Source organism: Haloplanus vescus (genome assembly GCF_900107665.1).
Classification (GTDB): domain Archaea; phylum Halobacteriota; class Halobacteria; order Halobacteriales; family Haloferacaceae; genus Haloplanus; species Haloplanus vescus.
On record NZ_FNQT01000002.1, the window covers coordinates 106,896 to 128,339 of the forward strand.

At 68.3% G+C, this 21,444-nt stretch carries 16 protein-coding genes; 6 read left to right on the forward strand and 10 right to left on the reverse strand.

Translation table 11 applies throughout. The features are described from left to right. Positions 1-29: 29 nt before the first annotated feature. On the forward strand, positions 30-1,202 hold the full coding sequence (locus BLU18_RS08230) for a UbiA family prenyltransferase (RefSeq protein ID WP_092633884.1): 1,173 nt from the start codon (positions 30-32) through the stop codon (positions 1,200-1,202). Positions 1,203-1,218: 16 nt separating this feature from the next. Here the strand turns inward: BLU18_RS08230 and ilvD are convergent, their stop codons facing one another. Then, on the reverse strand, positions 1,219-2,973 hold the full coding sequence (gene ilvD / locus BLU18_RS08235; RefSeq protein ID WP_092633886.1) for a dihydroxy-acid dehydratase: 1,755 nt from the start codon (positions 2,971-2,973) through the stop codon (positions 1,219-1,221). Positions 2,974-3,039: 66 nt separating this feature from the next. Then, positions 3,040-3,594 carry a MogA/MoaB family molybdenum cofactor biosynthesis protein gene (locus tag BLU18_RS08240; protein ID WP_092633888.1) on the reverse strand — a complete coding sequence of 185 codons (555 nt, stop codon included), beginning with the start codon at positions 3,592-3,594 and terminating at the stop codon, positions 3,040-3,042. A 94-nt stretch (positions 3,595-3,688) separates the two neighbouring features. Between BLU18_RS08240 and BLU18_RS08245 the strand changes: the two genes are divergently transcribed. The 3 genes from BLU18_RS08245 (at position 3,689) to BLU18_RS08255 (ending at position 5,298) form a co-directional block, all read left to right on the forward strand. Continuing rightward, positions 3,689-3,910, forward strand: coding sequence for a DUF7977 family protein (locus tag BLU18_RS08245; RefSeq protein WP_092633890.1), 222 nt, complete (start codon positions 3,689-3,691; stop codon positions 3,908-3,910). 109 nt (positions 3,911-4,019) lie between these two features. Next, entirely contained in the window at positions 4,020-4,373 is a 354-nt protein-coding gene (locus tag BLU18_RS08250) for a DUF5802 family protein (protein ID WP_092633892.1), read from the forward strand. A gap of 40 nt (positions 4,374-4,413) precedes the next feature. Then, positions 4,414-5,298 carry a Vms1/Ankzf1 family peptidyl-tRNA hydrolase gene (locus BLU18_RS08255; RefSeq protein ID WP_092633894.1) on the forward strand — a complete coding sequence of 295 codons (885 nt, stop codon included), beginning with the start codon at positions 4,414-4,416 and terminating at the stop codon, positions 5,296-5,298. Here the strand turns inward: BLU18_RS08255 and BLU18_RS08260 are convergent. The 6 genes from BLU18_RS08260 to BLU18_RS08285 form a co-directional block, all read right to left on the reverse strand. Beyond that, on the reverse strand, positions 5,290-7,365 hold the full coding sequence (locus BLU18_RS08260; protein ID WP_092633896.1) for an ArnT family glycosyltransferase: 2,076 nt from the start codon (positions 7,363-7,365) through the stop codon (positions 5,290-5,292). The two genes, BLU18_RS08255 and BLU18_RS08260, sit on opposite strands and share 9 nt — an antisense overlap. After that, entirely contained in the window at positions 7,362-8,492 is a 1,131-nt protein-coding gene (locus BLU18_RS08265) for an ABC transporter ATP-binding protein (protein WP_092633898.1), read from the reverse strand. Before BLU18_RS08265 ends, BLU18_RS08260 begins: the two co-directional genes overlap by 4 nt. Continuing rightward, entirely contained in the window at positions 8,485-10,119 is a 1,635-nt protein-coding gene (locus BLU18_RS08270; RefSeq protein WP_092633900.1) for an ABC transporter permease, read from the reverse strand. Before BLU18_RS08270 ends, BLU18_RS08265 begins: the two co-directional genes overlap by 8 nt. A gap of 5 nt (positions 10,120-10,124) precedes the next feature. Then, positions 10,125-11,288: an extracellular solute-binding protein gene (locus BLU18_RS08275; protein ID WP_092633902.1), complete on the reverse strand. Its 1,164-nt coding sequence runs from the start codon at positions 11,286-11,288 to the stop codon at positions 10,125-10,127. Positions 11,289-11,441: 153 nt separating this feature from the next. Continuing rightward, positions 11,442-12,593, reverse strand: coding sequence for an alpha-1 4-glucan-protein synthase (locus BLU18_RS08280; RefSeq protein ID WP_092633904.1), 1,152 nt, complete (start codon positions 12,591-12,593; stop codon positions 11,442-11,444). A gap of 58 nt (positions 12,594-12,651) precedes the next feature. Continuing rightward, positions 12,652-14,955 carry a DEAD/DEAH box helicase gene (locus BLU18_RS08285; protein WP_092633906.1) on the reverse strand — a complete coding sequence of 768 codons (2,304 nt, stop codon included), beginning with the start codon at positions 14,953-14,955 and terminating at the stop codon, positions 12,652-12,654. Between the two features lie 77 nt (positions 14,956-15,032). Here BLU18_RS08285 and BLU18_RS08290 point away from each other — a divergent pair, with 77 nt between their 5' ends. Beyond that, positions 15,033-15,458, forward strand: coding sequence for a GIY-YIG nuclease family protein (locus BLU18_RS08290; RefSeq protein ID WP_092633908.1), 426 nt, complete (start codon positions 15,033-15,035; stop codon positions 15,456-15,458). Between the two features lie 224 nt (positions 15,459-15,682). Beyond that, on the forward strand, positions 15,683-16,441 hold the full coding sequence (locus BLU18_RS08295; protein ID WP_092633910.1) for a helix-turn-helix transcriptional regulator: 759 nt from the start codon (positions 15,683-15,685) through the stop codon (positions 16,439-16,441). Here BLU18_RS08295 and BLU18_RS08300 read toward each other — a convergent pair. Beyond that, the gene (locus tag BLU18_RS08300; protein ID WP_092633912.1) at positions 16,438-19,452 is read right to left on the reverse strand and encodes an FAD-binding and (Fe-S)-binding domain-containing protein; all 3,015 of its coding nucleotides are present in this window, start codon (positions 19,450-19,452) and stop codon (positions 16,438-16,440) included. The two genes, BLU18_RS08295 and BLU18_RS08300, sit on opposite strands and share 4 nt — an antisense overlap. A gap of 53 nt (positions 19,453-19,505) precedes the next feature. Next, positions 19,506-21,215 (reverse strand): L-lactate permease, encoded by a 1,710-nt coding sequence (locus BLU18_RS08305; RefSeq protein WP_092633914.1) that lies wholly within the window; start codon positions 21,213-21,215, stop codon positions 19,506-19,508. Positions 21,216-21,444: the final 229 nt, after the last annotated feature.

Here is a 21,444-nt window from a genome sequence, read left to right on the forward strand (position 1 = left end):
TATGGTCGTGTAGTGTGTACACATCCAGCATGGCTATCGCCCGTCACGGCACCGGGCCGCGTGCGGCCCTCGGCGCCGTCGCCTCGCAGGTCCACCCGGTGTTCATGGCGCCGCCGCTGGCCGCGTCGGGATTCGGCGCCGTCCTCGGCGGGTTCGGGCGCCCGCGACTCGCGTTCCTCCACCTCGCCGTCGCCTTCTGTGCCCTCTACACCGCTCACGTCAAGGACGGCCTCGTCGACTTCTATCGGCGCGACGAGGACGACGACCACCCGCTGACGCGGCAGGGCTGTCGCGTCGCCATCGCCGCCTCGACGACGTGCTTTTTCCTCGGCCTCGCCGCCCTCGCCGTCCTCGTCGACCCGATTGCCGCCCTCCTCGCGCTCCCGGGGTGGGTGGTGGCCGTCTGTCACGCCCCGCAGCTCGACACCAATCCGCTGGGGGCGACGCTCGGCTACCCCGTCGGCATCGGCGTCGCCCTCCTCGGCGGCTACTACGTGCAGATGCGGGCGCTCTCGACGGCTGCCGTCGCCTTCGCCGCCGTCTTCGTCGTCGTCCTCGCGGGCATCAAAGTCGTCGACGACGCCACCGACCACGACTACGACCGCTCCATCGGGAAACGGACCGTGGCCGTCGTCCTCGGGCGCCGCGACGCGCGCCGCCTCGCCGGTGGCCTGATGGGTGCGGGGATGGCCGCCGTCGCCGCCCTCGCCGTCACCGGCGTCGTCCCGCGCGGGTCGGCGCTCGCCGTGGTCCCGTTCCTCGCCGTCGCCGTCGTCGCCCGCCGGGCCGACGCCGGCCTCGCGACCAAGCTCCTCGTCCGCGCCTCGTATCTCTTCTTCGCGTTACTCGTCCTCGCCGTCTGGCTCCGACCGCTCGCGGGCCACGCTCTGCCGGACGTGACCCTTCTCGGCCCGTACACCTACCTCGCGACAGAGGTGCTGTGGGGCGCGGCGGCGCTGTTCCTCGTCGTCCGCGCCGACGCCCTGCGGGCCGCCGCGCGAACGACGGCGGTGCTCTACCCCTTCGCGTACGTCTGGGACTGGTACACCCTCTCCGTGGGCGTCTTCGCCATTCCGATGCGGACGGGCGTCGAACTGCTGGGGGTTCCGCTCGAAGAACACCTGTTCATGCTCGTGGTGCCGACGATGGTCGTCGGCGTTCACGAGACGCTTCGAAAATCCGGGCCGTGGATAGGAGAGTAATCGAGCTCTTCGGCCGCTAGTTCTGCTTTGACCCGGGGTCCGTCACCGCGCCGTTGGCCGCCGAGTCGAACATCGCGCCGTACTTCGCCAGCACGCCGGAGGTGTAGGTCGGTTCGACCTCGTAGTCCTCCAGTCGCGCTTCGAGTTCCTCGTCGCTCAGGTCCACGGAGAGTTCGAGGTTGTCGATGTCGATGGTGACCACGTCGCCGTCTTCGAGTGCGGCGATGGGACCGCCGACGAACGCCTCCGGGGCGACGTGGCCGATGGAGAAGCCACGCGTCGCGCCCGAGAAGCGACCGTCGGTAAAGAGCGCCACGTCCTCGGCGTGGCCCTGTCCCGCGACGGCGGAGGTGACGCCGAGCATCTCGCGCATGCCGGGACCGCCGCGCGGCCCCTCGTTGCGGATGCAGATGACGTCCCCGGACTCGACGTGGCCCTCTTGGACGTACTCCATCGCGTTTTTCTCCTCCTCGAACACCTGCACCGGCCCCTCGTGGTGGAGGTGGTCCTCGCCGGTAATCTTGATGACCGCGCCCTCGGGGGCGAGGTTGCCGGTGAGGATGCGGATGGCGCCGCGTTCGTGAATCGGGTCGTCGACGGTGTGGAGGAAGTCGGCGTCAAGGTCCGCGATGGCGGGCGGGTCGTAGCGTTCGACCGCTTCGGCCATCGTCTCGCCCGTCACGGTGAGGGCGTCGCCGTGGAGCAGGTCGGCTTCGAGCAGTTCGCGCAGGATGACCGGCACGCCGCCCACCTCGTGCAGGTCGTTCATCACTCGTTCGCCGCCGGGCTGGAGGTTGGCGATTTTGGGCGTGCGGGCGCTGATGCGGTTGAAGTCCTCGATATCGAGGTCGACGTCCGCCTCGGCGGCCATCGCGAGCAAGTGGAGGACGGCGTTGGTCGAGCCACCGACTGCGACCTGCAGGGCGATGGCGTTCTCGAAGGATTTGGCAGAGAGGAAATCAGAGGGGGTGCGCTGCTCTTCGACCACGTCGAGGACGAGTTTACCCGTCTCGCGAGCCACGTCGTAGCGCGCCTCGTCCTCCGCGGGCGGGGAGGCGGAGCCGAGCGGTGCGAAGCCGATGGCCTCGCTGATGGAGGCCATCGTGTTGGCGGTGAACATCCCGCCACACGATCCCGCGCCGGGGCAGGCGTTTCGCTCCAGCGTGTCGAGTTCGTCGTCGGACATGTCGCCGTCGGCGACGGCGCCGACGCCCTCGAAGACGTTCTGGATGGTGACCTCGCGCCCGTCGTGTTCGCCGGGCATAATCGAGCCACCGTAGAGGAAGACGGAGGGCAGGTCGGTGCGGATGGCGGCCATCATCATCCCGGGCATGTTCTTGTCACAGCCACCGATGGTGACGAGGGCGTCCATGCGCTCGCCGAAGGAGACGAGTTCAACCGAATCTGCGATGACCTCTCGGGAGATGAGCGAGGATTTCATCCCCTCGGTCCCCATCGAGATGGCGTCGGAGATGGTGATGGTGCCGAACTCGATGGGCATCCCGCCCGCGTCGTCGATACCCTCGATGGCCGCGCTGGCCACGTCGTCGAGGTGGACGTTACACGGCGTGATGTCGGCGGCCGGGTTCGGCACGCCGACCATGGGCGATTCGAGGTCGTCGTCGTCGAAGCCCATCGCGCGGAACATCGACCGGTGTGGCGCTCGGTCGCGCCCCTCCGTCACTTCGCGGCTTCGGAGCTCCGGGTCCTTGCTCCCGGCGTAGGGGTCGTCGGACTCGGCCTCCGAGCGCTCTGGTTCCTGCTGACTCATGTGCCGACCCTACTCGCTCCGGGTGTTAAAACCCTGCCGGCGATGCCTCGACGCCGGGACTGGCCCCTAGTCGTCCCGCATCGCCAGCCCCGACAGGTGGCCCGCCTCGGGGACGATGACTTCCTCGGCGCCGAGCGTCGCCGCGTTCTCGCTCCCCGGCAGGCAGAACACCGGCGTCCCGTCGACGACGCCGCCGACGGCCCGCGTGCCGACCACCTTCGTCCCGATTTCGTCGTACGAGAGTCGGCGGAACAGCTCCCCGAACCCGGGCAGGGTCTTGTCGAAGAGGGGGTCGGCGGCCTCGACGGTCACGTCGTCCGGCGTGACGCCCGTCCCGCCGGTGCTCACGACCACGTCCACGTCCTCCCGTCGCGCGAAGTCCTGGAGCGTCGACTGCACGCGGCCGTAGTCGTCCGCCACCAGTTCGCGCGCCGCCACCTCGTGGCCCTCGGCCTCGAACGCGGCGGCGATGGCGTCGCCCGCGGGGTCGTCGTCCAGCGTCCGCGACGTGGAGACGGTGACGATGCCCGCCCCGACCGTCTCGACGTCGTGGTGGTGATGGTCATGGTCGTCGTCGTGATGATGGTGATCGTGGTTGTCGTGATGGTGGTGGTCACTCATACCGTCGCCTTCGAGAGCCGACCACTATAGTGGTTCGTGCCGGGGTCGCCCGCCATGCACAGCGTTTTGGTCGTCGCCGCCGTCGTCGCGACGTATGACGGCCTCAGACTCGGACGACGACCTCGGCCGCGCTGGCTGGGTGCTGGTCGCCGCCGTCGTCGTCGCCGTCCTCGTCGTCCCCGTGAGTATCTACCTCTGGCCCGCGGGCGGCGCCGTCCTCGGCGCCACTTACCGCTCCGCGATGCTCGTCCTCCCGATGGTTCCCGCGGTCCTCCTCGGCCTCGTCGCCGTCTGGTCGATGCGGGACCGTCGCTGAACGGGCGCCCCTCCGTTTTCGACACCGCTGAAGTCGACCGATTGCGGTTCGACATAAAGGCTCCCGACAAGACTTATACCGAGTGGTGTGGTAACGTGTGACGAACAGTATGTTCGAAGAGTTCTCTGCGGGTTACTACCTCGGTCGACTGTACGTCGAACCCCACGACGGCGACCGGGCCGTCATCCACCAGACGGACCACGAACGGATGAACCGCCGGCTCTACGCCGACGGCGAGGGCGTCGAGCGACTTGACGCACCGCTCGTGATGAAACTCGACGGGAAACACTTCCCGGTCCACGGCCGCGAGGGCGTCCCCTCCGGCACGCTGGGCCTCCCCCCGAGCGTCACCGACACGACGCTGCCCGACCGGTGTGAAGTGTTCCTCGCCAAACCGGACCGCGCCGCCGAGCTCCTTCGGTACGCGGGGTACGACGAGGGGCGCGCCCCCGAGGCCGTCTGACCGCCGCAGGGTAGAAGGCGCCGGGCCTCGTCGGGGGCGTATGCTCGATTCGTTGCTCGGACGCGCCGAACTCAAGGCGCGCATCGAGGAACTAGAAGAGGAAAAGCGCCACCTCGGACGCCGCCTCGACGCGGAGAGCGAGCGCCGTTCGACCGCCGTCACCGCCAGACAGGAGGCCGAAGAGCGGGTCAACCGCCTCGAAGACCGCATTGCCGATCTCGAAGGCCGTCTCGACGAGGAGCGCGAGGGAGCCGACCTCGCGCCCCGCGACACCGAGACGCTCCGCGGTGAACGCCTCGACGAGGTCCTCTCGCGCCTGCGAAGTGTCGAGACAGACCCCGAAGGGGCGCTGACGGCGATGGTCGACGACGACGTGCCCGAGGCGGTCGAAGACTGTCTCGGCGACCGGGCGACGCTCGTCGACCGCGCCGCTCCCTGTCTGGTCTGTATCGACGACGCGCGACTCGTGAGCGTCGCCCTCGCCCCGCCGCTCGCCCCCGACCCGTTCGTCGAGTGGGCCGACGGCTTCCGGGTCGACGACGACTGGTTTCACCCGCCGGACGGCCTCTCGGTCGCGCTGGTGCGCTCGGACCGCTTCGCCATCGGCGTTATCGAGGACGGCAGTCTGACCGATATCGAGACAGTCGAGACGGACGTCAAGGCCAGCCACTCCAAGGGCGGCTTCTCGCAGTCGCGATTCGAGCGGCGACGCGACGAACAGGTCGCGACCCACCTCGACGACTGCCGGGAGGTACTGGCGCGACGCGACCCCGACCGACTCGTCCTCCTCGGCGAGCGGACCGTCCTCGACGATTTGGACTGGTCGACCGTCGCCCGCGCGGCAGTCGACGCCAGCGGCCCACCCCGCGAGGCACTCTTGGACGCCCTCGACTCGTTTTTCACGACGCGACTGACGCTACTCTGAGGATCGGGCCGTCGCGTTCGCCGTCTCGTTGGTCGCGCGCAAGTCGTGCGTGATGCCGGTGCGATTCTGCGCGTCCGGAATGTACGCGGCTTCGCCACCGCAGCGGAGCGGGCGCTCACAGCGTTCGAGATACGGCGTCAGCGCCCGCGTCTGCCCGCTCTCCGTCGCCGTCGGGAGTTCGGCGCGGTAGCTGAAGCCGTTGCCAACGCCGTAGTCGGCGAACGCCACCAAGAGCAGTTCGTCCCGGTCGTCGACCGATACCGTGGCGTTCTCCGAGACAGGGGTCACCCCGCGCACTCTCGCGCGCCCGTCGTCGACGACGAGCGACATCGAGGCCGTCTCCGGCGTCCCGTTCGTGACGTAGTACGTCTCACCGCCCTCCGACGCGAGCCGAATCGAGACGCGTTCGACGCCGGACGGAATGTCCAGATTCAGGTCCAACACCACCCGCTCGCCGGCGACGTGGTCGACTGGCTGCATCCGGGGCGTCACCGCGTCGCCCGTCGGCGGCGCCCACACGCCGCGGTAGGTGTAGCGGTACAGGCTCCGGTTCGGATACGCGTCGACAACCTCGAACTGCCGTTCGCTGATGGCGTACACCACGTCGCCGTCGAAGTCGGGGTCGTTTCGCAACTGCTGGAACGGGTGGTTCAGCCAGTCGCCGTACGGCGTCGGCAGGAAGACGAGTGCCCCCGACTCCACCTCGTCGACTGGCTCGTACGCTTGGTCGTAGGTGCCGGTCACGTCGGCGTTGCGCTGGACGGGGTCCGTGAGGACGACGCCCGCCGGCGCGGCGACGACGAGGACGCCCACCACCGCGAGGGCGACGCCGACCCGCCGCCGTCGCTCGGTGTCTGGCACTCGCGTCGCCAGCCCTCGGCGCACTCGCTCGCTCACGAGGACGACGCCGTGCGCCGCGAACGCCGCCGTCGGGACGAGCAGGTCGAAGTGGTAGTACGGGCCGAGAAACGCCACCAGGCCGTCGCCCGCCTCGCCCAGTTCGCCGAGGACGTTCAGGTTCCCCCAGAAGTAGACGTTGCCGACGGCGACGGTGACGAACAGGCCGGCGAGCGCGAGTTGGCGCCAGTCGCCGGTTCGCTCTCGATACGCGCGCCGACACACGGCGCCGACGCCGACGGCGGCCAAGAGCGTCCCGACGGGGCCGGCGACGACCCACTCCCCGAACAGGAGCGCGAGGACGTGCGCGTTCGCCCGCACCGCCAGTTCGGGCGTGTACTGCTCCTCGTGGGCGAGAATCTGCCGGTGGCCGAAGCCGAGGCCGTCCTGCGGCGCGAACGCCTCGTAGGGGAAGACGACCGGCGACCCGGTCACGACGGCGTTGTAGCCGAGTGCGACGCCGACGCCGGCGAGGCCGAGTGCCGCGGTGGTCGCCTGACAGCCCACCGTCTCGCGGTCCAGTCCGCGAAGCGTCCAGAGGGCGTGTGCGACAAAGGGCGCCGCGAACAGGACGGCCGTGTAGGGCCGCGAGAAGAAGGCGAGGCCGACGGCGGCGCCCGCGACGGCCGCCAGTCGCACGCTTCCCGTCTGCCGACTCTTCACGTACGCCACGGCGAACGTGAGGTTCAGGAGCGTCGTCGGGGCGTAGGGGAGAAACGCCGCCGAGTTGATGAGAAAGAGCGGGGACGCCGACAGCAACACGGCCGCGAGGATGCCGCGTCGTCGGTCGAACACCTCGGCGACGAGTGTGTACGTGAGCGCGACGTTGCCAGCGGCGATGCCGGCGAGGGCGAGTCGCGGGACGCCGAGGAGCTCTCCCACGGCGAACATCGCCGCCGCCACGGGGGCGTATTTCGGGTAGAGCGCGCCGCCGGCCGTCTCGACGAAAAACCACGGCCGGAACGCCTCGGGGACCGGCGGGTGCACGAACAGTTGTCCCTCGAGGAGCATCGCCGCTTGCTGGAGGTAGACGCCCTCGTCGTGGTTGAGGCTGTGGTGCGGAAAGAGGCGGGTGGCGACGAGGAAGACGGCGACGCCGGCGCCGAGTGCGAGAGCGAGGGCGGCCAGTCGGTACGCGCGTTCGGTGTGTCGACCGGGCCGACCGCTCATTCCGCCGGATACCACGCGAGCTTGTGGTCGGCGACCAGGTCGACGGTCACCCGCTCCCCGAGTTCGTGATTCGTCGCGTGGTTGTGTTCGCAGTGGACGACTTCGCCGCTGTCGAGTTCGACGCCGTAGACGAAGGAGGGGCCGGTGTACTGGCGTCCGACCAGCGTGCCGTTGCCGGTCTGCATCTCCTCGTCACACGGCGTCGCCCGCAGGTCGTCGGGGCGGACGAGGACGTCGAGTCGAGCCCCGTCGTACTCGTCCGACAGTCCCTGAAGCATATCGGCGGAGAGCGTCCCGATGCCCGTCTCGATTTTGTTGCGTGCCAGCCGGCCGCCGAGGAAACTCGCTTGGCCGAGGAAGTCGGCGACGAAGCGAGATTTCGGGTGTTCGAAGACGGTTTCGGGACGACCCACCTGTTCGATGTGCCCGTTGCTCATGACCGCGACGCGGTCGGAGATGGAGAGCGCTTCCTCTTGGTCGTGGGTGACGGAGACGGCGGTCACGTCCGTCTCCTTGATGATGCGGCGGACCTCCTCGCGCATCCGCTCCCGGAGGCGGACGTCGAGGTTGGCGAACGGTTCGTCGAGGAGGAGGACGTCGGGTTCGGGCGCCAGCGAGCGCGCGAGGGCGACGCGCTGGCGCTGGCCGCCGGAGAGATTGTCGGGAGAGCGGTCCGCGAAGTCGCCGAGGCCGACGAGTTCAAGCAGGTCGGTCACTCGCTGTTCGCGTTCGTCGGCGTCCCAGTCGTCGATGCCGAAACCGACGTTCTCGGCGACGGTCAGGTGGGGGAAGAGCGCGAACTCCTGAAACACCATGCCCACGTCTCGTTCCTCGGGGGCGACGCCGTCGCCGTCGGCGGCGACCACGTCGTCGTCGACGCTAACGCGGCCGTTGGTGGGCATCTCCAGCCCCGCAATCATGCGGAGGGTCGTGGTCTTGCCGCATCCGGACGGCCCCAAGAGCGTGAGGAATTCGCCGTCACGCACCGTCAGGTCGATGTCTTCAACCGCCGTCTCTGGGCCGTAGCGTTTCGTCACGCCGTCGAGTTGCAGCATCGTCGCCGTGTCAGATGCTGGTTCTTCCACCTCGTACTCGCGGCGAACTGCGGCTACTGAGTCGTTATGCATTGGTTCCCTCCTGTCGCAAGAGCAGAATCATCGAGAGCGCAGAGACGACGACTAAGACGAGCGCGGGGAGTGCAGCGCGTCCGTAGTACCCTGCTTCTTGCACACGCCAGATGTACGTCACGAGAGTTGTAAAGCCCGTCGGATGCAGGATGAGCGTCGCCGGCAGTTCTTTCATCGTCGTCAGGAAGACGAGCGCGGCCCCGGCGACGAGGCCTGGCGCGATGAGCGGCAGCGTCACGCGCCGGAACGCGCCGCTCGGAGACTCGCCGAGCGTCCGGGCAGCGCCGAGCAAGTCGGCGTCCACCTGCAACACCGACGACCGTGTCGCGCCCACCGCCTGCGGCAGGAAGCGGACGACGTACGCGAACACCAAGAGCGGGAGCGTCTGGTAGAGCCAGGGGAGGTAGTTGGCGCCGAGAAACACCAGCGAGAGCGCGAGGACGATACCCGGCACCGCGTAGCCGACGTACGTCGAACGCTCCAGCAGGCGGGCGACTCGCGACCCGGAGCGAGCGGAGACGTAGGCGATGGGAAGTGCGGCCAGCCCCGTCACCACCGCGGCGATGGCGGCGACGTAGACGGAGTTCATCGCGAAGGCCCACTCGAACGCGAACCCGCCGCCGACGTAGCCCGGGCCGCTCCGCAGGAGCCACATGCCGAAGATGGCGACGGGTACCACGAGCGTCAGCGTCGCGACGAGCGCACAGAACGCCAGCGCCGGCACCGTCAGCCACCCGAGCGACGCGACGGGCGTATCGGAGCCAGCCACGCCGCCGCCGTAGCCTGCGCCGTCGCCGCCGAGTCGCGATTCGAGGAGCAACACCAGCGCCGTCACGCCGAGCAGTTGAATCGAGAGCAGCGACGCCGTCCCGCGTCCGAAGTTGTTGTACTGGACGTAGATGACACGCGTGAAGGTGTCGAAGTGCATGATGGCCGGCGTCCCGAAGTCCGAAAGGGCGTAGAAGGCGACGAGCAGCGCCCCCGCAGTCATCCCCGGCGCAATCTGGGGGAGGACGACCCGCCGGAACGCCGACCGGAAGCCGTGGTTGAGCGTCTGCGCCGCTTCGAGCTGTCGGGCGTCGAACGACACCAGCGACGCCCGGGTCGTCAGGAAGACGTAGGGGTAGACGAAAAGCGCGAGGACGAGCGTCGCCCCCTCGAACCCGTAGATGGTCGGAATCGTGATGCCGAGCGGCGACAGCAGCTCCGCGAGCGTCCCGTGTGGACCGAACGCCGAGACGAACGCGAACGCGCCGAGATAGCTCGGCACCACGAGCGGAAGCGACAGCACGATGGTCCAGAACCGCCGAAAGGGCAGGTCTGTCAACACGGTCAACACGGCGAGTGGCACCCCGAGGACGACGGAGACGAGCGTCACCGACGCCACGAGCGCGAGGCTGTTCACGAACACCTCTATCGTCGACGGCGCGACGAGAATCGACCACGCCTCGGCTAGCCCAACGTCGGCGGCGCGGAGGAAAATCCACAGCAGTGGCGAGACGACGGCGACTGCGACGAGCACCGCTGCGGCCACGACGACCGGATGGGAGTCGTCGCCGGTCGGTGAATCGAGCGCCTCCCGCAGGCCGTCGATCAGCCGCCACACGCCGGAATCGCCACGTTCCATGCCGATTAGAGGACGCCCACGTCCCGCATGAGGTCAAGCGTCGGCTGGACGTTCGACAGCTCCTGCAGGTCGAGCGACGGCGGGTTCAGTTCGTCGATGCTCGGAAGCCCGCCGACCGGCGGTACGCCCGGAATCATCGGGTAGGCGAACGTCCGGGTGGCGAAGAACTCCTGGGCTTCGACCGTGAGCAGGTGGTGGATGAAGTTCTCGGCGAGTTCCTGCTGGTCGGTCCCCTGCACCACTGCCGCGCCGGCGACGTTGATCAGGGCGCCCGCGTCGCCGCTGGTGAAGGCCAGGTCAAGCGGGGCGTTCGAACGGGCCGAACGCACGCGGAGCGCGTAGTAGTGATTCGCGAAGCCGGCGCTGATTTCGCCGTTGGCGACGGCGTTGGAGGTGAGGAACTCGTCGGGGTATTCGCTCACGCCCGAATCGAGCATGCCCTGCAACCACTCACGGGTCGCGGACTCGCCCTCGATGAGTCGCATCGCCGTGACGAACGACTGGAAGGCGCCGTAGGTCGGCCCCCAACCCATCGCGCCTTCGAGCGCGGGCGTGTCCGGGAAGTCCATGACCGTATCCGGAATCTGGTCGGCGCTCAGCGCGTTCGTGTTGTACGGAACGCTGCGCGCTCGGCCCGCGGTGCCGACCCACTGGTCCGTGGGGTGGAACTCGTCGGGGACGTCCTCGACGACGGAGGAGGAGAGCGTCGCGGCCATGTCGGCCTCGGCGACGGAGCCGAGCGACCCGGCGTCGACGGCCCAGAACACGTCGGCCGGGCTGTTGTCGCCCTCCTCGACGATGGTGTTCGCCAACTGTGCTGTGCCGCCCTCGCGCGGACGAACGTCGAAGTCGGGGTAGATGTCCGAGAACAGCGTCAGCAGGTCGCGGTACAGCCCGCCTTCCCCACCGCCGAGGTACACCGTCAGCGACCCCGAGAGGTCGGGCAGGTCCGAGATGCTCGTCCCGCTCAGCGACGGCCGGCCCTCGACGAGCGGTCCGGAACCGCGGAAGGAACTCATCGTCACGGCGCTGGACCCCTCGCCGCTCTCGCCGCCGCCACCGCTCCCGCCGGGAAGCCCGTTACAGCCCGCGAAACCGCCGAGCGCTGCGGCGGCACCAGTCGCGAGAAACCGTCGCCGTCGAAGAAGTGACGAACTATCGTCGTCCATAGGTTGTTTAGGCACGCCTAAATCACTTATACTTGCCGATTCGATGTCTCGTGGACGTTCGTGAGGAACTGCGAGTGCTGGTGAAAACAGTTGTCGCGATTGCGTATCAGCGTGGTGCCGAACGGCGCGGCGACACGCCGGTCTTCCGGCGATTCAGTCGTCGGCGGGAACGGCTCGCTCGACCGACTGGAGTTCGTCGAGGCAGTCCAGCCAGTCGTGCATGTGTTCGCCGACGTAGGCGAGGAACTCGCCGTTGCGGTAGTCGGCGTCGGCCGCACAGAGCGCGTCGGCCATCGCCGCGAACACGTCCGCGTAGGTATCGGCGTCCTCGCCCGCGTCGTCGACGATAGTCCAGAGGTGTTCGTTGAGTTCTAGCCCCGCAACCTCGTTGTGCAGGTCGTCGAACGTCGAGCGCGGCGCCTTGTCGTGACGACAGAGGGGGTCGCCGGTCACGACGTCCTTGCCGAGGACGTCCGCCGCACGCTTGAGGAACACGCCGCTCCAGATGTCGTCGAACCGGCCGACCGACCACTCGTTGTCGTCCATCGGGCACTGGTAGAAGGCGGGCACGACCTCTCGGCGGAAGCCGAGGTTCATGGAACAGACGGTGAGATACTGGCCGGGTTCCGCGACGAAGTCGGGGCCGAAGTCGTCGGCGGTCAGCCGCGTCTCGGCCTGTCCCTGCAGGTCGCCGTCCATCAGAATCCGGACCGCGTCGAGGTCCGGGACGTTCGTCCACAGGCCCTGAGACGCCACCACGTCGTCGACCTGTCGCTCGTCCGTCTCCACCGTCTCGTCCATCGCCGAATACGGGTAGCCGCGGGGGTAGAGGCCGTGTTCCTCTGCCTCGTGGTAGAGCACGTTCACCCAGTTCTCGTCGGAGCGGACGGACTCGACCGTCTGCGTCTCCGTCAGGTTCCGCAGGTGCGTCCCGAAGAAGTCCACGTCCTCGTGGGGGCGGGTGTCGTCGTCGATGAAGACGGCGTACGGGTGGTCGTGGGCCCACAGATAGAGCAGACCGAAGCTCGTCTGGGCGTGGCTCCGCGCCGGAATCAGGTGGTTGTACTCCCCGACGCCGTGGTCGGCCATCCACGACTCGCGTCGCTCGCCGTCGAACACTTCGCCGGCGACGCCCAGTTCGTCGAGCATCGCTTCCATGTCGTCGGTCGGACAGTGGTCTTCGGTGACCAGTACGAACTCCAGTCGGTCGGTGTCGAACCCGTGGCGCTCCGCGTTCGCGACGTACGAGCGTACGCACTCGTACTCTCTGATCGTCGGCACGATGACGCAGACATCCGTCTTCATGCCAGCCCCTCTTTAGGCGTACCTAAAGTACCTGTCGCTCTTCGTCGGCGAGAGCGTGTCAGTCGCCCGTCAGCGACTCCAAGAGGTGGACTGCGGGGTCGGGGTCGAGGGGGTCGTTCGCATTCCCGCAGTGGGGCGACTGGACGCAGGCCGGACAGCCCTCGGCGCAGTCACAGGCGGCTATCATCCGCCCCGTCCGCGCCAGCAGGGGTTCGATGCGCTCGTAGCCGCCGCGGGCGAGGCCGACGCCACCCGGGTAGCCGTCGTAGACGAAGACGGTGCTCGCGCCGGTGTGTTCGTGGTACGGCGTCGACAGGCCGCCAACGTCCGCCCGGTCACAGAGGAGTTCGAGCGGGAACAGCGAGATGAGGCCGTGTTCGGCCGCGTGGATACCGCCGTCGAAGTCGCCGATGCCGCGCATCTCTTGCTCTACCTCCACCGGGACGGTGAAATACAGCCCCGTCGTCGTCAGCGACGTTTCGGGGAGACTCACCGCCTCCTCTCCCAGCACCTCCCCCCGCGTCGCGTCGCGACGCTCGAACCCCGTCACCCGTTCCGTGACGGTCAGGTCCGCGAGGCGAACTTCGGTGTCGGGCCGCGCCGAGAGCGGCGTCGCATCCCGGTCGCGCTTGACCGTTATCGACTTCTCGGTCAGGACGCGCGTGTAGTAGTCCGCCCACGTCGACTGGAGCGTGGCCACGTCCCGGTCCAAATCGAGGTCGGTCACCTCGTAGGACTGGCCCTGGTGGTGGTAGATGGCACCGGGATGAGCGTCTCGGAGGGCGTCGCCAAATTCCAGCGTCGCGATGACCTCGCCGTCGGCCAAGAGGTCGACCGCTCGGTCGTCGGCGGTTCGAAGACTTGTCTCCTGTTGGGGGCTGCGTTCGCCCGCGTACGTCCACCGTGGCCCGTCGTCGGTGTCGCGGCGTTCGAGTCGCCCCTCGGACTCCAGTCGCGTGACGATGTCCGCGAAGCCGTCGCCGAAGTGGGCGTCGTCGTCGGGCGACAGCCAGTTCTCCCGCGCCGCCGCCGCGACGTGTGCCGGGCGCAGGTGGTCGTTCTCCGGGTCGACGGTCGCTCGCTCCGGGTCGCCCTCGAACAGGTCGTCGGGAGCGCTCATGAGATACTGGTCGAGCTGGTCCTCGCCGGCGACGAGGGCGACGAGCGCGGGGTCGGTGCCCCGGCCCGCCCGGCCCGCCCGCTGGAACGTCGACATCCGGGTGCCGGGGTAGCCGTCGAGCAAGACGGCATCGAGGCCGCCCACGTCGACGCCGAGTTCGAGCGCGCTCGTGCTCCAGACGCCCCGCACGTCGCCGTCGTGGAGTCCGGCTTCGATTTCGCGCCGTCGGTCGTCGCGTAGCGAGGCCTGATACGCCTCTATCTGACTCGCCATCCCTCGCTCGCCTCGGTCCCGGAGTCCGTCGGCGCTCTGGGTCGCGTACCGCTCCGCAGTCTGGCGAGCGCGGGTGAACACCAGCGTCTGATACCCTTGCGTCACGAGGTCGGTGAACAGCTGCTTCGTCTCGACGTGACTCGACCGCCGGCGCCCCGACCCCTCGTTCCCGTCGTGTTCCGGTGGATTCCACAGGAACCAGTGGCGCGGCCCGCGACCGCTGGCGTCCGCATCGACGAGCGTAAACCCCGATTCGGGGCGCCCGGTCAGGCGGGCGGCGTGTTCGACCGGGTTGCCGATGGTGGCCGAACAGCAGACGAACTGCGGGTCGCTCCCGAACCGCTCACAGAGGCGGGCGAGTCGCCGCAACACCAGCGCGACGTGACTGCCGAAGACGCCCCGGTAGTCGTGTACCTCGTCGACGACGACCAACTCCAGCGACGAGAACAGCCACTCCCACAGGCGGTGGCCGTGGGGCAGGAGGCCGTAGTGGAGCATGTCGGGATTCGACAGCAGGACCGTCGGCCGCCGGTCGCGCACCTCGCGTTTCTCCGTCTGCGAGCGCCGGCCGGTGTAGGTGTCGACCGAGACGCGACTGCCGAAGCCGAGGTCACGCGCGAGCGACGACAGGCTCTCGGCCTGGTCAGCGATGAGGGCGTTCTGCGGGCCGAGATACAGCGTCCGACCGCCGTGGTCCATCGCTCGCTCGAACGCGGGGACGGTGTACGCCAGACTCTTTCCGCTCGCCGTCGGCGTCGCGAGCACCACGTCGTCGCCGTCGCGGACGGCCTCGATGGCCGTCGCTTGGTGGTCGTAGAGGCGGTTGACCCCTCGCTCCGCGAGCGCACCCTCTAGCCGCGATTCGAGGTCCACGTCGGCGTAGGTCGGGTCGCGGCCGGGCACGAGTCGGTAGTCGGCGAGGCGTCCGTCCTCCCCCTTCGCCCGGAGTCTGTCGACGGCGTCGTCCACGCCCTCGCTCCGCCCGCCGCCGACAAACCGATTGCGGTCGCGACACCGTTTTGCGCTCCGGCCCCCGACGCCGACGCATGGCCGATTCGACCGGCGGGACGTACACGCTCGTCCTCGCGCTGGACCGTCCGGTGACCATCGAGGTGGGCGCGCTCGGCGACCGTGCGTTTCCGGCGGGCGCGTACGCCTACACCGGCAGCGCACTCGGACAGGGTGGCTTCGCGCGCGTCGACCGCCACCGCCGAGTGGCGGCGGGCGAACACGACGTGCGTCACTGGCACGTCGATTACCTGACCGGCCATCCGGCCGTGGAACTGGTCGACGTAGTCAGAGCGCCCGGGGCCGACGTCGAGTGCGCCGTCGCGGCGCGCCTCCCCCAAGGGCCCGTCGCGGGCTTTGGCGCGTCGGACTGCGACTGTCGCTCGCATCTCGCGGCCGACGAGGACGTCGACCGACTCCGCGAGCGCGTCACGTCGGCACACCGGGCGGTCACGGAGGACTGATGGTCTCGAAAACCGGGGTCGTTCGCGGGCGCGAATCCGGGCAAATCCACGCCGTCGAACACCGGATCGGGCGGCAGGCCGGGCACCCCGCCGCGACCCCGTTTTGTCAGAGGCACCCCGGCGCAAAAATAGACAGCCCCCGATACCTTCATGTTTCCCGCTGCTGGATTGCTCACAGTATGAGAACTACAATATATGTATTGGGGTAACGGTGGAAAAGGGGGATGACTGGCGAGCGACCGACAGCCGTCGTCGAGCGCCGCGGCGACACGCTCCGAGCGCTCGCGTCGGGGCCGGCTTCGACGACTGACGTCGCGACGCGCATCGACGCCTCTCGGTCGACGGCGGACCGCGCGCTCCGCGAACTCTCGACGGCTGGCTTCGTGACGCGCTCCGACGAGGGGTATCGACTGACGACGGCGGGACAGGCCGCACTCGACGCCCACCACCGACAGGCTCGGCGAATCGACGGAGCCGCCGAGGCCGCCGCCCTGTTCGACGGGGTGGACCTCGGCTTCGACGTCGACCCGGCCGTATTCGAGGGTGCACGCGTGGTCCAAGCCCGGCCACACGCCCCGAACCGGCCGGTCGAGTGTGTCAACGCCCTCGTCGCCGACGCCACGCACGTCTCGGTGTACACGGGGCGCGTCCTCTCTCGGTACACGCGCATCTACCACGACCGGCTTCGTGACGGGATGTCGGGCACGTTCGTCGCCCCCGAACGCGTCTTCGAACGACAGAGCGCCCTCCGGGCCGACGATTGGGACCCGTCGGCCGTCCGTGGCCGCATCGCCCGGCGCTACACCGACCGCGACGCGCCCGTGACGCTGGTGCTCGCGGAGACGCCCGACGGCCCGGCGATGGGTCTGGTCGTCTTTCGCGACGAGGCTCCGCGGGGTTTTCTCGGCACCGACGCCCCGGCGGCGACGCGGTGGGCGCGCGCCCTCCACGAACGCGTGTGGGCCGACGCGGACCCGGACTAATCCAGCGCGGCCGCGAGTGCTTCGACCGGCGTCGGCGGCTTCTCGTCGTACTCGTCGCCGAGCTGGGTGCGACAGGAGGCGCCCGGGGCGACGACCCGGTCGCCGTCGCTCTCCTCGACTTGGTCGAAGAGCACGTCGCCGATGGCCTGACTCATCGAGTAGTGTTCGGCCTCGTAGCCGAAGGAGCCGGCCATGCCACAGCAGCCGGAATCGAGGGGGTCGACCGCGTAGCCGGCGCGGCGCAACACGCCGACGGCGTGGTGGTCTTTCCGCGTCGACTTCTGGTGGCAGTGGCCGTGGTAGGTCAGCGTCTCGGCCGGCGTCTCGGTTGAGAGGGCTTCGTCAAGCTGGAAGGAGTCGAGATACTCCATGACGCCGTAGGTGTTGGCGGCCACCGCGTCCACGTCGTCGCCGGTGAGCAGGTCCCGGTAATCGGATTGCAGCATAACCGCGTCGGACGGTTCGACGACGACAACGTCCCAGCCGTCGCGGACGCGGGGCGCGAGGGCGTCGACGTTCGTCCGCGCTTGGTCGCGCGCCTGGTCGAGAAAGCCCTTCGAGAACGGGGGGCGACCGCTGCCGGTCACGTCGTCCGGAATCTGGACGTGGACGTTCGCGGCTTCGAGGACGCGGACCGCGGCCTTCCCCGCGTCCGGCGCGTTGTACGTCGTGTACGTGTCGGGGAAGAGGAGGACGCGACGGTCCGCCGTTGCGGCGCTCACCTGCGCACCGCCTCGACTCTCGAACCAGTCGACGAGCGACTCGCGGTGGAACTCGGGGAGCGACCGGTCGCTCGCGATACCGACTGTCTTCTCCATGAGCGTGCGGGCGCCGGGCACCTTCGCCAGCCAGTTCGAGAGGGGAGCGAGCGCGGAGCCCACGGCGTTCAGCGCGTCGATGTTCGCGAACAGGCGGTCACGGAGGCTGGAGCCGTGGCGCTGGTGGTGTTCGTGGGTCACTTCGGCTTTCAGTTTCGCGAGGTCGACTTCGCTCGGGCAGTCCTTCGAACAACCCTTGCAGCCGATACAGAGGTCGAGCACCTCGTGCATGAACTCCACGTCCGTCGCTTCGTGGTCGAGGTCGCCGCTCATCGCCTGCCGGAGCAGGTTCGCTCGACCGCGGGTGGCGGTAATCTCCTCCTGACTCGCGCGGTAGGTCGGGCACATGACGCCGCCGGTGGTCTCCTGCGGGCCGCGACAGCCCCCACAGCCGTGACAGAGTTCGACCATGCCCTGCATGCCGTTCTCGTTGTCCCAGTCGAGTTCGGACTCGAAGCCGGCGTCGAAGTCGTAGTCGGCATCGAACCGCAGGTTCTCGGTCATGTCCACGTCGCCACAGATGTTGCCCGGATTCAGGAGCCAGTCGGGGTCGACCGCGCTCTTCAGGTCGCGGAACGACTGCCAGAGGCGCTCGCCGTACAGTTTCCGGTTCCACTGGGTGCGCGCCCGACCGTCGCCGTGTTCGCCCGAGACGGAGCCGTTGTATTTCACCACGAGGTCCGTTGCGGCGTCGGCGATGGACTCCATCTGCTCGATGCCCTCCACCGTCTTGGTGTTGACCAGCGGGCGGATGTGGAGGACGCCCGGCCCGGCGTGGGCGTAGTAACTCGCGAAGGTGTCGTGGTCGTCGAGAATCGCCTGGAAGTCGGCGACGTAGTCGGGGAGGTTCTCCGGCGGGATGGCGGTGTCCTCGATGAACGCGATGTGTTTCGCGTCGCTCGTGCGGCCGAGCAGGATGGGGAGGCCCGCCTTCCGCATCTTCCAGAACTTCTCCCTCGTCTCGGCGTCGTGGGCCTCCATCGCCGCCCGGGCGCGCGGCGGGGCATCGGTCACGTCGGCGGCGCCCTCGCTCGGGTCGGCCGCGGCAGTACCGTCCGGCACTCGGTCGGCGATGAGGTCAGCGACCTTCTGGCGGCCGTCCTCGTCGCTCTCGGCGTAGAACTCCACGAGGAGGACCGAATCCGTGTTCTCGGGGAGCATCCCCACTACGTCCGCGAACTCTGCCGTGTCCCGCGCTAGGTCGAGCAACACGTCGTCCATCACCTCGACTGCGGCGGGGTCGTGTTCGAGGATGGGCGCTACGTCCGCCATCGCGTCGAGTAGGTCGTCGTAGGTCAGGAGGCCGATGGCCTTCGTCTCGGGGACGGGTTCGAGCGAGACGGTCGCCTCGGTGATGACCGCGAGCGTTCCCTCGCTCCCCGCGAGGAGGCGCGCGAGGTTGACCGACCCCGTCTCCGCCTCGTCGACGAGGCGGTCCAGATTGTACCCCGAGACGTTGCGCTTCAGGTCGGGATACTGCTCGCGAACCTCGTCGGCGTCTTCCTCGACGATGCGGTTCACTTCGGCGTAGAAGCGTTCTTCCAGGTCGCCGTCCGGGTCGGCCTCGGCGCGGAGTTCGTCGAGACTCACCTCGCCGAACGTCGTCACCGTCCCGTCCGCGAGGACGACTTCGACCTCTTCGACGTAGGCGTCGGTCTTGCCGTACTTCAGGGAGTGTGACCCGGTCGAGTTGTTGCCGATGGCACCGCCGAGGACGCTCTTGTCGCCCCACGCGGGGTCGGGTGCGAATTTCAGCCCGTGCGGGGCGAGTTCGGCGTTGAGGTCCTCGAGTTTCACGCCGGGTTGGGCGCGGGCGCGCCGAGACTCGGGGTCGGTCTCCACCACGTCGGTCATCTCCTTCGAGAAGTCGAGGACGACCGCCTCGTTGACGGTCTGGCCGGCGAGACTCGTCCCGCCGCCGCGTGGGAGGACGGGTATCTCGCGCTCGGCGCAGTACTCGACGACGGCGGCCACGTCGGCCGTCGACGCGGGGATGACGACGCCGATGGGCGTCATCTCGTAGGCACTCGCGTCGGTCGCGTACAGTTGGCGAGAATAGTCGTCGAACCGCACGTCACCGTCGATCAGGCGGTCGAGGTCGTCGACCATTCCGGGTCGGTCGACGTCGTCACTTCGGTAGTCGTAATCGCCCGCCTGCGACGGATCGTCCGCGGGGTCGCCTCTCGTTGCCATTGGCGGCCACTTAGCGCATGGCCGCATAAAATGCGTGGACTAGACCCGCAGGTCTAGAACACGCCGGGGAAGAGGACGTACCCGAACAGGAGCGTCAGGATACCCGTCATCGTCGCGTAGTACGCGAGCGGGATGAGTTCGTAGCGGATAACCCGACCCTCCTCGCCGACGAGACCGACGACGGCGAGCGCTGCGACGACGTTGTGAACGGCGATGAGGTTCCCGATGGCACCACCGACGGCCTGCGCGCCGAGCAGGATGGTGTGCGGGAAGCCAATCGTGTCAGCAACGCCGTACTGGAACGTCCCGAACAGGATGTCGGAGACGGTGTTCGACCCGGCGAGGAACGCCCCGAGCGCGCCGACGAGCGACGCGAAGAAGGGGTAGGCCCCGCCAGCGAGGTTCGCCATGGCGTCCGAGAGGATGATGAGCATCCCGTCGGTGTTCGTGGCGGTCCCCGACTGAAGCATAATCTGGACCGTCGCGACTGCGAACAGCAGGGCGATGACGGCGGGCGTCACCTTCTCGATGGTTTCGGTCCACGAGCCCTTGATTTCCTCAGTGGACATCCCGTGGAGCGGGATGGTGAGGAGGTGGACGGCGACGAACACCGCACCGGGCAGGTACAGCACCGCGAGCGACCCGGACAGCGACGTGCCGAGGATGGACTGCCACTGCAGGACGAGCGTCGACTGCAGGAACGAGGTCACCGGACCGACGACGCGAGTAACGACCAGGAGAATCGCCACGAGGGCGTAGGGCGCCCACGCTCGCGGCAGGGACATCGTCTGGACCGTCCCGCCGTCGGCGGCGACCTGCGTGTCTCGGTCCGAGGATTCACCGGGTTCGATGTCGCCGACCCAGTGTTCGGGCCACTGCGACTGCGGGCCGAAGTCCCACTCGTCGTCCGGGTGGAAGAAGCCGGCCTTGAGTGCACTGACCGTGATGAACAGCCCGACCATGGCGCCGATGAGCCCCGGGAACTCCGGCCCGAGGAAGTACGCCGTCGCCCAGTAGGGCGCGGCGAAGGACGCCCACGCGAACAGGCACAGCGGCAGCACTTCGAGGGCGGGCTTGATGGAGCGCTCCTCACCGAAGAAGCGCGTCATCATCGCCACGCCGATGAACGGGAGGATGGCACCGACGACGACGTGGAAGGAGGCGGCCCACACCGCGATTTCGCCGACCCACGCTTCCACGGTCAGTCCCTGGGCCGCGACGGCCGAGGAGATGACTTCGACGTCCTCGAAGATGTCGATCATCCCGATAATGAGCGGTGTCCCGACGGCGCCGAACGTAATCGCCATCAGGTTACCGGTAAGCGCGACCACGACGGCGGCCAGCGGCGGGAAGCCGAGGCCGACGAGCAGCGGACCGACGATGGCTGCCGGCGTCCCGAACCCGGCGGCCCCCTCGATGAACGACCCCATCAGGAAGACGAGCAGGACGACCTGCACGCGTCGGTCGTCGCTGATCGACGCGAAGCCCTGACTGATGGCGTCGAACGCGCCAGTGCGCTTGAGCGTATAGAGCAACAGGATCGCCCCGAAGACGATCCACAGGATGCTCGCAGCCGTGATGAAGCCGTTAATAGTTGCTGCAGCAATCCATTGGAAGGACATTCCCCAGCCGACATAGCCGGCCGCGATGGCGACGACCCACGCGATGGGCATCGCTCGCGTCGCGGGCCAGAACCGCCCGACCATCAGATACGCGATGGCCACGAGCGGCAACACCGCGACGAGGATGTCTATAGCTGCCATACTGCCCTCCGGCGCGACTCGGCGGTCGCGCCCATTCCACGATCATTCTTGATTCGATCGAACATCGGTCCATGCCACCAACTCCCTTGGTTTATATTTAACGTTCCTCGCTTTTCGTTATAGTTCTCGGTCGATAATCATCGACTCGTGGAGAAATTCTAACACGTATAGAAGACACATCTCCGGTTTCAGCGGCTTTGAATGGGTTTTCTGACGGTTTCGGTTCACG

Coding starts and splice junctions, on each gene's coding strand:
- BLU18_RS08300 (WP_092633912.1), bottom strand. CDS start 19,452: ATGGCAACGAGAGGCGACCCCGCGGACGATCCGTCGCAGGCGGGCGAT.
- BLU18_RS08275 (WP_092633902.1), bottom strand. CDS start 11,288: ATGGACGACGATAGTTCGTCACTTCTTCGACGGCGACGGTTTCTCGCG.
- BLU18_RS08280 (WP_092633904.1), bottom strand. CDS start 12,593: ATGAAGACGGATGTCTGCGTCATCGTGCCGACGATCAGAGAGTACGAG.
- BLU18_RS08245 (WP_092633890.1), top strand. CDS start 3,689: ATGACGGCCTCAGACTCGGACGACGACCTCGGCCGCGCTGGCTGGGTG.
- BLU18_RS08250 (WP_092633892.1), top strand. CDS start 4,020: ATGTTCGAAGAGTTCTCTGCGGGTTACTACCTCGGTCGACTGTACGTC.
- BLU18_RS08255 (WP_092633894.1), top strand. CDS start 4,414: ATGCTCGATTCGTTGCTCGGACGCGCCGAACTCAAGGCGCGCATCGAG.
- BLU18_RS08265 (WP_092633898.1), bottom strand. CDS start 8,492: ATGCATAACGACTCAGTAGCCGCAGTTCGCCGCGAGTACGAGGTGGAA.
- BLU18_RS08240 (WP_092633888.1), bottom strand. CDS start 3,594: ATGAGTGACCACCACCATCACGACAACCACGATCACCATCATCACGAC.
- BLU18_RS08230 (WP_092633884.1), top strand. CDS start 30: ATGGCTATCGCCCGTCACGGCACCGGGCCGCGTGCGGCCCTCGGCGCC.
- BLU18_RS08270 (WP_092633900.1), bottom strand. CDS start 10,119: ATGGAACGTGGCGATTCCGGCGTGTGGCGGCTGATCGACGGCCTGCGG.
- BLU18_RS08260 (WP_092633896.1), bottom strand. CDS start 7,365: ATGAGCGGTCGGCCCGGTCGACACACCGAACGCGCGTACCGACTGGCC.
- BLU18_RS08305 (WP_092633914.1), bottom strand. CDS start 21,215: ATGGCAGCTATAGACATCCTCGTCGCGGTGTTGCCGCTCGTGGCCATC.
- BLU18_RS08295 (WP_092633910.1), top strand. CDS start 15,683: ATGACTGGCGAGCGACCGACAGCCGTCGTCGAGCGCCGCGGCGACACG.
- BLU18_RS08290 (WP_092633908.1), top strand. CDS start 15,033: ATGGCCGATTCGACCGGCGGGACGTACACGCTCGTCCTCGCGCTGGAC.
- ilvD (WP_092633886.1), bottom strand. CDS start 2,973: ATGAGTCAGCAGGAACCAGAGCGCTCGGAGGCCGAGTCCGACGACCCC.